General features: G+C 35.4%; 12 protein-coding genes. 9 read left to right on the plus strand and 3 right to left on the minus strand.

Features of this window, described 5'->3' with window-relative positions; translation table 11 throughout:
- Positions 1–178: 178 nt before the first annotated feature.
- A complete protein-coding gene (locus AC3WSK_RS05585) occupies positions 179–799 on the minus strand; it encodes a LysE family translocator (protein ID WP_492413721.1) in 621 nt (206 codons plus the stop codon).
- Positions 800–1,305: 506 nt separating this feature from the next.
- On the opposite strand from AC3WSK_RS05585, the gene fabZ reads away from it, so the two are divergent.
- The 5 genes from fabZ to AC3WSK_RS05610 all read left to right on the plus strand — a co-directional run bounded on the left by fabZ (position 1,306) and on the right by AC3WSK_RS05610 (position 5,411).
- Positions 1,306–1,731: a 3-hydroxyacyl-ACP dehydratase FabZ gene (fabZ, locus tag AC3WSK_RS05590; RefSeq protein ID WP_079562238.1), complete on the plus strand. Its 426-nt coding sequence runs from the start codon at positions 1,306–1,308 to the stop codon at positions 1,729–1,731.
- 563 nt (positions 1,732–2,294) lie between these two features.
- On the plus strand, positions 2,295–3,056 hold the full coding sequence (locus AC3WSK_RS05595) for a glycosyltransferase (protein ID WP_492413719.1): 762 nt from the start codon (positions 2,295–2,297) through the stop codon (positions 3,054–3,056).
- Positions 3,057–3,302: 246 nt separating this feature from the next.
- The gene (locus AC3WSK_RS05600; RefSeq protein ID WP_240518308.1) at positions 3,303–3,776 is read left to right on the plus strand and encodes a hydroxymyristoyl-ACP dehydratase; all 474 of its coding nucleotides are present in this window, start codon (positions 3,303–3,305) and stop codon (positions 3,774–3,776) included.
- A 12-nt stretch (positions 3,777–3,788) separates the two neighbouring features.
- Entirely contained in the window at positions 3,789–4,241 is a 453-nt protein-coding gene (locus tag AC3WSK_RS05605; RefSeq protein WP_079562241.1) for a DinB family protein, read from the plus strand.
- Between the two features lie 429 nt (positions 4,242–4,670).
- Positions 4,671–5,411 carry a polysaccharide deacetylase family protein gene (locus AC3WSK_RS05610; protein WP_079562242.1) on the plus strand — a complete coding sequence of 247 codons (741 nt, stop codon included), beginning with the start codon at positions 4,671–4,673 and terminating at the stop codon, positions 5,409–5,411.
- A 26-nt stretch (positions 5,412–5,437) separates the two neighbouring features.
- On the opposite strand, the gene AC3WSK_RS05615 is transcribed toward AC3WSK_RS05610, so the two are convergent.
- The gene (locus AC3WSK_RS05615) at positions 5,438–5,698 is read right to left on the minus strand and encodes a translation initiation factor 2 (RefSeq protein WP_079562243.1); all 261 of its coding nucleotides are present in this window, start codon (positions 5,696–5,698) and stop codon (positions 5,438–5,440) included.
- Between the two features lie 222 nt (positions 5,699–5,920).
- Here AC3WSK_RS05615 and AC3WSK_RS05620 point away from each other — a divergent pair, with 222 nt between their 5' ends.
- From AC3WSK_RS05620 to AC3WSK_RS05635, 4 genes are all read left to right on the plus strand, one after another.
- Positions 5,921–6,682: a GNAT family N-acetyltransferase gene (locus AC3WSK_RS05620; protein WP_492413716.1), complete on the plus strand. Its 762-nt coding sequence runs from the start codon at positions 5,921–5,923 to the stop codon at positions 6,680–6,682.
- A 369-nt stretch (positions 6,683–7,051) separates the two neighbouring features.
- Positions 7,052–8,554, plus strand: coding sequence for a lmo1851 family serine protease (locus AC3WSK_RS05625; RefSeq protein ID WP_079562244.1), 1,503 nt, complete (start codon positions 7,052–7,054; stop codon positions 8,552–8,554).
- An 80-nt stretch (positions 8,555–8,634) separates the two neighbouring features.
- Positions 8,635–9,537 (plus strand): CobW family GTP-binding protein, encoded by a 903-nt coding sequence (locus tag AC3WSK_RS05630; protein WP_079562344.1) that lies wholly within the window; start codon positions 8,635–8,637, stop codon positions 9,535–9,537.
- Between the two features lie 347 nt (positions 9,538–9,884).
- Positions 9,885–10,574, plus strand: coding sequence for a CAP domain-containing protein (locus AC3WSK_RS05635; protein WP_079562245.1), 690 nt, complete (start codon positions 9,885–9,887; stop codon positions 10,572–10,574).
- Between the two features lie 612 nt (positions 10,575–11,186).
- Here AC3WSK_RS05635 and AC3WSK_RS05640 read toward each other — a convergent pair.
- Positions 11,187–12,557 (minus strand): MATE family efflux transporter, encoded by a 1,371-nt coding sequence (locus tag AC3WSK_RS05640; protein WP_492413713.1) that lies wholly within the window; start codon positions 12,555–12,557, stop codon positions 11,187–11,189.
- Positions 12,558–12,746: the final 189 nt, after the last annotated feature.

The raw sequence follows: 12,746 nt of genomic DNA on the forward strand, positions 1-12,746 counted from the left end.
GTTGCTGTCGCTTCGCTTTCGCACAGAGCAAAGCTTCCAGGGGGCGTCCGATGAGATTTATTTAAATTCTCCTTATCTCTTTTTTAAATTATAATATTAGATAAAATTACCCAAATTCCTCTTTAAAGAAATAAAAAAGAGAGAACACGTTTTTAATCGTATTCTCCCTAAGAAACTATTATCTACTTTGAGTTTGAAGTGCTAATTTAACGCCTAGTCCTATATAAACAAAACCAACAGCCTTTTCAAGCCAACGTGAACCATTGTTTGTTGTTTTCGTAAAGATTTTTTCACCAATAAAGCTTGTAATAATAGCTAACAAAATCGTATACAAAGCGCTCATCACAACAAAAGTAATGCCTAAAACCAATAATTGTACAGTGATGGATTGGCCATTATGTTGAACAAACTGTGGTAAAAACGCTAAGAAAAATAATGCGGTTTTTGGATTTAAAATCTCCGCTAAAAAACCTTGTCGGAACGAAGTACTTGCCGGGCTTTGCTCAACAGTTGGTTTTTCTATTTTTTGTGGTTTTGTTAGTAGCATTTGAATACCTAGATAAACAAGATAGGCTACACCAATATATTTCACTACTTCGAACGCAGTGGCAGATTTCATTAAAATGGCAGATAACCCTAAGACAGCTGCTAACGTATGGACTAAGTCACCTAATCCAATGCCTAATGCAGTGAAAATACCGTTCTTTTTACCACCTTTCAGCGTTTGTGTAATGGTAATGATAACAGCAGGGCCAGGAATTAAAAATAAGAGAAGAACTATTGCGATAAAAGATAACATGTTAACCCATCCTATTCTAATAAACTAAACATTCAAGTAAGACAATAATAAGATTAACTTAATGAATGCAAAAAATATTATATGCTATCTTCTATATAACTGTCGATAATGAAATACTAAAATAGAAGCGAACTAATTATTCATAAAAATCGGAAAATAATCCAGTGATATTTGTATAGTGTTATATATTATTGAATTATAGTGAAGTAAGTGTATGTTATAACAAATACACAATTTTATTAACGTGAGAGCTGCATTCGAACCAATAGTGGGAGATATTATTTATGCGGATGCACGAGGAGCAGCCTCAAATTATTTGAGGAACTTCCCATATGAAAATGTCCCTGCCACTATTTGGCCACTCAATAAAGAAGACTACTAATACAAAATAGTACAGTCACATCTAATTAGGATGTGGCTTTTATTTAGAAATTCAAACAAAAAATAGTACCAACTACTAATAATTAATGCTAGAATTAGGTGATAAAATTATTGGAGGTTTTTTGATGCTAGATATTCAACAAATACAAGAGGTTTTACTACATCGTTATCCTTTTTTGTTAGTGGATAGAGTATTAGAATTAGAAGAGGGGAAGAGAGCAGTAGCCATTAAAAACGTCACGATAAATGAAGAGTTCTTTAATGGACATTTTCCTAATTACCCGGTAATGCCAGGTGTATTAATTGTTGAAGCATTAGCGCAAGTAAGCGCTATTATTATGCTTACAAAAGAAGGGAACCAAGGCAGACTTGGATTACTGGCAGGTATTGATAACTGTCGCTTTAAAAAACAAGTGAAACCTGGTGATCAATTGCGTCTTGAAGTGGAAATTACACGCTTAAAGGGTGCCATTGGTAAAGGACGTGGGGTTGCAACGGTTGACGGAGAAATAGCTTGTGAAACAGAGCTTATTTTCGCATTCGGAAGCTAAGTCAATTCGATTAAAGAGTACTGCAAAAATCATTGCAGTACTTTTTTTGTGTGCTGTGTCAAAAGGGTATTTAAAATTATGTTAGTAAATGAATGACTTCTAAATGCAGATGGTTACATGAACTATCCATTAACTCTTTATATAGCCATTTGTATCAAGCAATTGATCATCCTCACAAATATACCTGCAATTTTCATCTCAAGCAGATCAAAAAGAGAAGCTCTAATGACTAGCACAACATCCAACTATCTAAAAATTAGTTTGTTAATTACAACAAGCCAAAATCACTGACCGAGGTAGTCGGCCTTTCTTTAGAAATATGGCTAAGTGGCGCAATTTACAATTTCAGAGAAACAAGGTTTGCAAAATAGAAGCCTGTTCTTTTGTTGGAAGAATAAAATAAAACAAAAGAAATGATCATCACATGTCGTATCTAAAGAAGAATTAAATTCATTTAGCTACAAAATAGACATAAAAATCCAAAAATATAATAGTTAAGGGAAAGGGATGAATGTATACTTAAATTAAAATAATGAGAACTAATTATGAAGGGGAGATTTTATATGTCGTTAAGTACACCATTTATAAAAGATGTTCCTGATGAAAATGTGAAATTTTCTGTTATAATACCTGCTCATAATGAAGAAAAATATATCGGTGAGTGTTTAGAGTCAATTGCAAAGTCTGCACAACCTTATAAAGATCAAGTTGAAGTTATTGTAGTGCTAAATCGTTGTACAGATAAAACGAAAGAAATTGCACAGTCCTACAATTGCGTGACATTGGAAAATAGCGCTAAAAACTTAGCCAAAATTAGAAATGCTGGGGCTGCTTTAGCAAAAGGCGAAATTCTAATTACAATTGATGCTGATACTCGAATGACAGAACACTTATTATCTGAAGTTGAAAAGCATTTAGCATCTAATCAATACATTGGAGGAGGCGTGAATGGTAATTTTGAAAGAATGTCCTTAGGTATCGTTGTTTCTAGCATGGTGCTAATTGTTCCTTTACTTTTCAAGTACGGAGTTATCTCTGTGGGAATCTTTTGGTGCTATAAAAAAGACTTTCAGGAAGTAAACGGTTTTAATGAGAATATGCTAATGGCAGAGGATGCTGATTTTGCTAAGCGTTTAAAAGCATGGGGCAAGAAGAACGGAAAAAAATACGGAACAATTAAAAATGGGATGATAACTTCTTGTAGACGATTTGACCATTATGGCGACTGGATGTTACTGAAACGTCCAGATATAGTTTTTGCTTATCTCAGAGGTACGAATAAAAAGGCTGCAAATGAAGCCTATTATGATGATCAAGCAAGATAAAGTTCAATTAGCTCGTCTCGACCACTTCGTTGTAAAAGAAGTGGTTTTTTATATGTATTTCTTTACATTTTCTAGAATGTACTTCGTAGATAATAAACTTCAATAAAGTTTTGTCGAAAATAACATACAACCTTTCTGTCCCTTCATATACTTTAATTATCTGAAAGATTTGGGTGACTATAAACATGTTTTCTATTTTAAATAAGGTCATTAAATCTGGTAAACCAGTATGAGAGGATGAGGGGTTTGAAGCATCCCGGCACAAATGTTTTTGAAAATAAAGAGGAACTATTCATACCTAAAAAAGCTTTAGATAAAGATTTTTGTGATCGATTAGTGAAAAAAATCCATAAAAATATTCTAAATGAAAATATAGCAAACGATGTTTATATGTCTTATTTCGTGATTTTTGATCAAAAGTATACATTGAAAGAAATTCAATATCTTCTAGATGTTTTGAAATTACAAGCAAATGAAATTATTAGATCAAAGCCGATTTTTATTACATTATGTGGTGTGCTATTATCGTTAATTACTATCATTGCCTCTGCCATTAATACAAAGCTCATGATTGGTATCTCATTTGTCCAAATAGTCGCTCTCGCAGTATTGAGTTTTAATGTAGCTGTATTGTTTATTTCTTATAAAATAGAAAAAGAATATAAAAAGATATACGAAGTCATTAAATTAATCGATTATTATTTAAGCTTTTATAAGTAGGGGGTGGGAATTATGCAAAATATTATTGATCAATTGAATGGTTGGATAAATAAAGTGCCGATAGAGTTCCGGCAAATGTCTGAATTAGAGATTTCGCAACGACCAGCGCCTCAAAAGTGGTCGAAAAAAGAGGTATTAGGCCATTTATGTGACTCTGCCATCAATAATCTACAAAGGTTCATTAAAATACAATACGAAAAGGAACCCTTTGTACTAACTCCATATAATCAAGTTGAATGGGTAAAAATCCAAGGATATCAAGAGCTACAGATTGATGAAATATTAGATTTATGGGTGAGCTTAAATAAAAAAATAATAAATGTTATTAAAAAAATCCCCAATGAAAAGCTAGCCCTCCAATGTGATATTGGAAGTAATGAACTCATGACCCTACAGTGGCTTATCCAAGACTACCTAGAACATATGGAACATCATATAAAAAAACAGATTTTATTAGCGGACTGAAATAAAGGAACTCTGTGTAAGAACGCCACGCACTGTGGCAATTTATCTGTGCGAAAGCGAAGCGACAGCAACAATATGGTTTTATCTGTGCGACAGCAACAACAACAACTCGGTTTCGCACAGAGACAAAAACACGTTGCTGCCGCTACGTTAGCGCTACACTTTCGCGTGAAAAATATCTACAGGACTAAACACAAAGCCGATTAACGGGTGCAATAATATCGGGGCATAATTGATGACAGCGTTAGCTTTTTAACAATTTGGCGCAAATTAGTTGTCTAAAAATGTATTTGACAAACCCAAAAGACAACCTCTAACTTCAATCTGTTTTAGCTTAAGATATACACCAACAAAAAAATTAAAAAGAGCATTTTTTTTATCATTCCTCAAATAATAAGTCTAAATATTTTTAGTTGAGGAAGTGAAGAATTGAAAAAATTGTGGTTTTTAATACCTGTTTGTCTTTTAACGGTCTCCTTTTTTTATCTAAAAGTTGGCGCAGCAACATATGAAAATAAAGGAAGAAAGTATTATGAAGAAGCGGGACAAATTGTTTGGGAAATCAAAACGGACGAAAAAATTGTTGCTCTAACCTTTGATGATGGGCCACATCGAAAGTACACATCTGAGATTTTAGATGTATTATCAAAATACAATGCGAAAGCAACTTTTTTTATTGTTGGCCAAAATGCACAAAAAAATCCTGAAGTGATATCAAGAATGTATAAGGAAGGCCATGAACTAGCTAACCATACATTTACGCATCCCTTAAGGACAAATGTCCCGAATTTACTTAAGGAGATAAAACAAACAGATGACACTATTCAGAACATCACTGGAACTAAACCAACTTTGTTCCGACCTGTTGAAGGTCAGTATTCAGATGCAATGATTGAAGCGATTGCTAAAGAAGGATATAAAGTGGTTATGTGGTCATGGCATTTAGATACATTAGATTGGAAAAGTCCAGGAACGAATAGAATTGTGAATACTGTGTTAAATGGTGTTAAAGAAGGTAATATCGTTCTTTTTCATGATGGAGGCGGCAATCGTCATCAAACTGTGAAAGCGATGGAAAAAATATTAGCAGAACTTGACAGTCAGGGATATCGATTTGTCACAGTTTCTGAATTACTCGACGAGCAGGGTAAAAAAAGCACAAACAAATAAGTATCCGGAATGTTTGAAGCAATATGTTATTTTAAAATTTTTTTTATTTGCTGTAACTCAGAAATTAAATAATCAATTTGTTCTTTCATGTTTGCATTTTGTTTTGCCTGATCATTTGAATTGTCATTTTTGGAATTTTGTAATGCTTCTAAGGCAAGACCTGCTGCAACTGCCTGAATGCCATCACCTAATGTAGAAATAGATGATCCGATATAGGTAAGTTTAGCAGCAAAAATATCCAGTGAATCAGTTGATTGATTTTTAAATGTATTCTTATTCCTATCCAATATTAAACCCTCCTTAAATAGTTCAAATCATTCCTCATTTATCATTTGTATGAAATATCGACAATGAGTAGTCCTATGTAAGACACATAAACATATTAATTTTCTTCCCTTTGTCGAAATCAGGCTAAAATGCAAATTAGCCTGATTTTTTTGTTCTAATGCGTACTTTAAACACCTGAATAAAAAGGGTATAATTACCATGATATTAGGGGGCGATTGGCATTGGGCAAGGTTGAATTGGTGGAAATGAATGCTGAGCTTTTAGAGGGAATTGGGAGCTATTGTCTTAGAAGCAAGAAGAAATCAAATGGCTATATAAATAAGAATAAATGGCTGAATAATCGATTTGAAGAAGGCTTGAAATATGTGCAAGTAATCGCCAATAAAAAACAAGTAGGGTTTATTGAATATACAGAAGCAGAAAATTCATCTAGAGTGGTTCATGCTGATGGTTATTTAGTCATCCATTGTTTATGGGTAAGTGAAGTTGGAAAAGGATACGGTGCTCGATTAATTAATAAATGTATAGAAGATGCAAAAAAACTTGGAAAAAAAGGAGTTGTTGTTATTACGAATTCAACAACGTCTTGGTCGCCAAGCAAAGATATTTTTTTGAAAAACGATTTTCAACTTATTGATGCGGCACCATATGATTTTGAATTACTTGTCTACCCTTTGAGCAGTGAATCCGAACAACCATATTTTCCGACTGATTGGGAGGAGAGATTAAAAAAATTTAACAATTTGACGATATTACGTTCATTCCAATGTCCGTATGTCGAAATTGCAACAGAAAATATTATAGCTGGTGCAAATACATTGAATATACCAGTGGAACTTATTGATCTCAGAGGTAGAGAAGCGTTGATGGAACTGGCGCCAACCCCGTATGGTATTTTTTCTGTCATTTTTAAGGGCCAGCTTCTTACATTTCATAGGTTAACAATACATTCGGTGATAAAAAAATTAAGAGAACTTACGTAATAATAACAGCGCAAATGATAGGAACATGCATAAGTGGACATGTAATTTCTAATATTCTATGAGGATATTAGTTGACTGCTACGAGGAAATGAGTAAAATAGAAAATCAGTACCATTATATACCTACAACTTAGCAGATAACTGGAGTGTCTTTAGAAAGTACTTCTGAGGCATCTTTACTTTTACAAAGGCTACATAGAATAAAGAGCTTATAATAAAGTGATTAGAAGTGATGGATTTTAGGAAGATTGATGTGGACAAGATTTGTCATGAAGTTTTGACAGTCTTTTTCTTTTCGTCTTCTCTATAACCTGTTAAGATGGTAATAGTGTGAAACAAGTTAGTGTATATGAGAGTGGTGACAATCAAGATGGATGAAGAGAAAAAAGATAGTGTAGAACAGCAGACAGAACAAACATCCGCTGCTGAAATAAAACCAGCAGTACGATTTGTACAAATGAAACCGTTTAAATTTATCATGTTGATGTTCTTTACAATCCTTATTACTGCAGGCTTAACGATCTTTGCGTTAACATTCGGTGAAAAGAAAGTAGTTGAAGTGAAAGTACCGAGTGGGCGTGCAGAATTTACAAAATTATATGAAGCCTATGATTTACTTAAAAACAAGTATTACAAAGATATCGATGATGTAAAAGTGGTCGACGGCGCTATTAACGGCATGTTCGACGCACTAGATGATCCGTATTCTGATTTTATGGTGAAGGACGAAGCAGAACAATTTCAGTCTGGACTGTCTTCTAGTTTCCAAGGAATTGGAGCGGAAATTCAAGAACGTAACGGTTTTATTACTGTTGTGTCACCTATTAAAAACTCACCTGCTGAAAAAGCGGGCTTATTACCACAAGATATTATCTTAACTGTGGATGGAAAAAGCATGCAAGGATTTAGTGCTTCTGAAGCAGTTGCGCGTATTCGCGGCGAAAAGGGAACGCCTGTAAAATTAACCGTGAAACGTGGAACAAATGCTGAGCCTATTAATATGACGATTGTCCGTGACGAAATTCCGGTTGAAACGGTTTACGGTGAAATGCTTGAAGGGGACATTGCCCATATTCAAATCACGTCATTTAGTGAAAATACTGCAAAAGAATTTGAGAAGATTCTTGCAGATTACGAAGGTAAAGCAAAAGGCATCGTATTAGATTTACGTCAAAATCCTGGCGGCTACCTAGATGCAGCGGTAGAGATTTCGAATTTATTCGTTCCAGAAGGTAAAGCGATTGTACAAGTGCAACAAAAAGATGAGGAGCCGAAAATTACAAAAGCTGTTTCTGGTAAAAAATACAATATTCCAGTGACAGTACTTGTCGATAGCGGCAGTGCTTCTGCTTCTGAAATTTTAGCTGGTGCATTAAAAGAATCTGTTGGTGCTAAAATTGTTGGAGAAACATCATTTGGTAAAGGTACAGTGCAAAATGTCGCACCATTAAAAGATGGCTCTAACCTTAAATTCACAACAGGAAAATGGTTAACACCAAATGGTAACTGGATTAACGAAAAAGGCATAGCTCCAGATGTGAAAGTGTCATACCCACCTTATGCTTCATTACCATACTTAGATCCAGCTATGGAAATGAAAATGGGCGTGCAATCTAACTCTGTAAAAGCGGCACAAGAGATGTTAGAAGTTCTAGGATATGAGCCTGGAAATGCAGACGGTATTTTTGAGCAAAATACAGAAAGTGCAGTGAAAAAACTGCAAGCTGCAAATGGTTTTGAAGAGACTGGTGTTTTAACTGGCGATACAACGTATGCTTTAATGGATGCGTTACGCGCTAAAATAAAAGCAGAGGATCCTCAATTGTTAAAAGCGAAAGAACTGCTAACTGGTACACCAGCAAAAACTGAGTAAACTACAAACTAACAAAGTAGCTGTCGCAGTAGGCGTCTCTAAGGCCTCTAGCGACAGCTTTTTTAATAGGAGGAAAAATGGTGAAGGACGTATATTTATTTAGTGGTTTTTTAGGTAGTGGAAAAACATCCATGTTAACTGATGTTATTCGACAACTTAAGGAAAAAAAATTAAAACCCGCTGTCATTATGAATGAGCTTGGAAAGCTACCATTTGACTCACAGGCTGTGGAAAAGGATATTCCGTTAAAGGAAATGCTAGAGGGCTGTATTTGCTGCTCTGGCGCTGAAAAAACAGAGGCGCAAATTCAATCTCTTCTATTAGATAGTGACTTTGATGTCCTGATTATTGAAACAACAGGTGCAGCACATCCTGTGGAAGCATTAGACGCTGTTTATTCACCATTATTTGCAGAAAAGCTAAATGTCAAAGGGATTGTCACAGTTGCTGATTCAAAGCTGTGGTTGAACCGAGAAACATTAACTCCGCAAGTGCGCTCTTTATTTATGGAACAAATCCGTCACGCACATTTATTACTGGCCAATAAAACGGATTTACTAACAGAAGCTGAGCAGGCACAAGTTGTTTATGAGCTGCAAGGCTTTAATCCACATGCCTTTATTTTGCAAACTACAAATGGACGCGTGCCATTACGTTTATTAGAAGATTTAAAGGCAACGGTACAGGTGGACAAACAAGATATTGTGAAAGCTCCTATAGCGTCGATGCATCTAGGCTCACGATTAGTTGAATTTAAAGACGTTAACTTTACACAAGAACAATTTGAGGATTGGGTACGTACATTGCCTGAAACTGTGTATCGAATGAAAGGATACGTGCCAATTGAAGGTGTAAAAAATCCTATGCTGTTTCAATATGCATATGGCATGGTCCAATGGCTTCCAGAGTACGTAAAAATGCCCGCAAAACTCGTGATCATTGGTGAAGATGTAAGTAGATTAAACGTCATTGGTATTGAGTAAACGCTAAAACTAGTTAAAGCAAAAATCCAAAATCTGCCATTTCTGCTTGTCAGACGAAAGTTTTGTTCGTTTCGTCTTTCTCAAAGTAGAAATTTTGGCAGTTTTTTTGTGTGAATGCGCACGAAAATATATTTGAATATTGAAAATGCTTAATAGTTTTTAAGAGGTGTCAACCCTATTTAAAACGTAAGTATTTCATAGGCTGGTGAAACCTGCTAAAAATTAATTCCAATAACCCTCTATTTAACGCGAATCTATTTCTTGGATGGTGTTGCTAGAAGATGCTGGTAAGAAATTTATTAAAATCGTACTTTACGATTGTTTGCATAGAAGGAGGAATTGCAAAAATGAAAAAAACACTAACTGCAATTTGTGCAACATTTTTATTAGCAGCTCCAATTCAAATGGCTTCCGCTGCAGAAAATACTACAGAGGGGAACACAACTACAGACTGTAATAAAGTTGTTTATTCTTATAAATGGTCAAATCAGTGGTCAAATCATAAGTGGGTAGTTAAACAACCACAAACACAAGCACCATCAAAAGAAGTACAAGTACCAGAAAATAATCAAACAACAAATAACAATACACAAACGACTCAAAAAGATAATACAACACCAGCACCATCTCAAACAAAACCATCAACATCTACTTCAGATGTGAATGCTTTTGAACAAGAGGTTGTAAAATTAACGAATGCTGAACGTACAAAAGCTGGTTTAGCACCATTTAAAACTGATGATAAATTGATGGCAGCTGCTCGTGAAAAATCACAAGATATGCAATCTAAAAACTATTTTTCACATACAAGCCCTACATTTGGTTCACCATTTGATCGTATGAAAGCTTTAGGTATTACGTATAAGAGTGCAGGAGAAAATATTGCACAAGGTCAACGTTCACCTCAAGAAGTAGTACAAGGTTGGATGAATTCACCTGGTCACCGTGCGAATATTTTAAATGAGAAATTTACGCATATTGGTGTTGGCTATGTGAAAACAGGTAACTACTGGACTCAACAATTTATCCAAAAGTAATCGTATAAATTGAATAGCTACATTGAATAATAGGATGTCCACTAAGTTGTAATAGGCTTAGTGGACATCTTTTTTTTGACAAAAATGCATGGTTCTTTGGCAAAACGAGGGTTGATTTCCGTTCCGGCTGGGCGCTTTCCTGGGGGCGTCCGATGAGCCGCTTCACTCGCGTTGCTCGCTGCAGGGTCACATCTGTGACGCTGAACCCCGAGGAGTCGCCCAGCCTCCACCCCAATCAACCTCTTCATATAGGGTGTATCGTTTTAAAATTCCGCATTCACAAAGATTACTAGATTATTTAGTTTTTCAACACAATATAATTAGAAATGTGTTTAATTTCTTTTTCATGGTGTCAAAAAACATTATGTCAATGAAATTAAGATGCCATAATAGTTAAAGGGTGTCTCTTTGGTAAAACGAGTGGGTGATTACTGTTCTGGCCGGGTGTTTTTCTGGAGGCTTCGGGGCAAGCAGATGATTTTTGCGTGAAAGCGAAGCGCGAGGAATTGTATTAGGAGATAGAGGATTTTTAATTATACATAGAATAGGGGATATGGGTGGCTCTCATAGGTTTGTTACTTCAATAATAAAAAAAGCAAACTAGAGCGAAGTCTAGTTTGCTTTTTTTATTTTGGTCGTATTTGTAAATCTTTTTTGAACAAGTAATAAACGTATTAATAAAGTAATCGCGCCTGCTGTCAGACCTGCTACTAGTCCAATCCAGTAACCAAACGGCCCGAAGTCTGTATGAGTGGCAAGTACATAGCCGACAGGCAAGCCGATTACCCAATACGAAATGATGGCCATAATAAAGGTTACTGTAACATCTTTGTACCCTCTTAAAGCTCCTTGTACAGGCGCCTGGATAGCATCAGATAGTTGGAAAATGGCTGCGAAAATTAAAAAATGAACGGCGTACTCTAACACTTTTCCATCGGTTGTATACATATTTGCAACGGGTTCGCGAAGGATAAAAAGGATACAAGCTGAAACAAAGCTAAATAAAATCGCGGTCCCGACACACAAATAGCTATAGAGTCTAGCATCGCGCATACGTCCAGCACCAATTTCAAACCCAACTAATATCGTTACACCCATCGAAATGCTGAGCGGTACCATATACAACAAACTAGTGAAATTTAATGCAATTTGATGAGCTGCAATGATTTCTGTACTGAAGCTACTCATCATCATTGTGACAGCAGAAAAAATACTCGTTTCTGCAAATAAGGATATTCCGATTGGCACGCCAATGATTAAAATTTCCTTCCAACGAAGCCATTCTAATTTTGGCCAGTCATTAAATAGCTGGAAACGTTCAAAAGGCTTACGTTTAGCGATAATCCAAACTGTAATCAAGAAAACAAGCCAGTATGTAATCGCTGTTGCAACGCCGGCGCCAATTCCGCCAAGCTCAGGTGCTCCAAATTTGCCGAAAATAAAAATATAATTCAACGCAATATTAATAGGTGTTGTAAGTAATGTAATAATCATTGTAACGCGAGTTTGTCCAAGCGCATCGATAAAACAGCGCATGACAAAAAATAAAAACAGTGGTATAAGTCCAGCGCACATCGATTGAATATAAGATTTAGCAATTGAATGTACAGAGGCTTCTAAATCCATCTTGCCAAGAATCCAATCTATACCGACTATTAATAAAATAAAAATAAGTGCTGCAAGAACGATGGCTACATAGATTCCTTGCTGAACAGCTCTTTTTGCTGCAAACTCATTTTTAGCTCCAACAAGCTGTGAGACAATAGGTGTGATCGCGAGGAGAATTCCAGATAGCCCTATGTAAATAGGCATCCAAATAGAGGAGCCGATTGACACGCCAGCGAGATCGGTGGTACCGTACCGACTTGACATTAAAATATCGAAGAAAGAAATAAGATAAATAGCTACTTGCGATACTAAAATAGGTACGATAATTTTTAAGATTAATGCATATTTTTCTTTTAACGTAGTTGTTTGATTCATAGTGAATAATCTTCCTTTATTATCATAATTAAAATAGTATAGCATACTAAAATAGAGTAAAGATGAAAAAATCAATTATGCCTCGGCATAATTCCATCAGACTGAGTTCCGTTCTTTCAGCGAGTGATTAGACACCGGCTGAAAGAATTTAAAAGCTTCATCTGTATCTTTTCGTTCGCATATAGTAAA

It is taken from the genome of Lysinibacillus sp. EB271-A1-10B (genome assembly GCF_058791335.1).

Coding starts and splice junctions, on each gene's coding strand:
- AC3WSK_RS05595 (WP_492413719.1), top strand. CDS start 2,295: ATGTCGTTAAGTACACCATTTATAAAAGATGTTCCTGATGAAAATGTG.
- AC3WSK_RS05585 (WP_492413721.1), bottom strand. CDS start 799: ATGTTATCTTTTATCGCAATAGTTCTTCTCTTATTTTTAATTCCTGGC.
- AC3WSK_RS05625 (WP_079562244.1), top strand. CDS start 7,052: ATGGATGAAGAGAAAAAAGATAGTGTAGAACAGCAGACAGAACAAACA.
- fabZ (WP_079562238.1), top strand. CDS start 1,306: ATGCTAGATATTCAACAAATACAAGAGGTTTTACTACATCGTTATCCT.
- AC3WSK_RS05640 (WP_492413713.1), bottom strand. CDS start 12,557: ATGAATCAAACAACTACGTTAAAAGAAAAATATGCATTAATCTTAAAA.
- AC3WSK_RS05635 (WP_079562245.1), top strand. CDS start 9,885: ATGAAAAAAACACTAACTGCAATTTGTGCAACATTTTTATTAGCAGCT.
- AC3WSK_RS05605 (WP_079562241.1), top strand. CDS start 3,789: ATGCAAAATATTATTGATCAATTGAATGGTTGGATAAATAAAGTGCCG.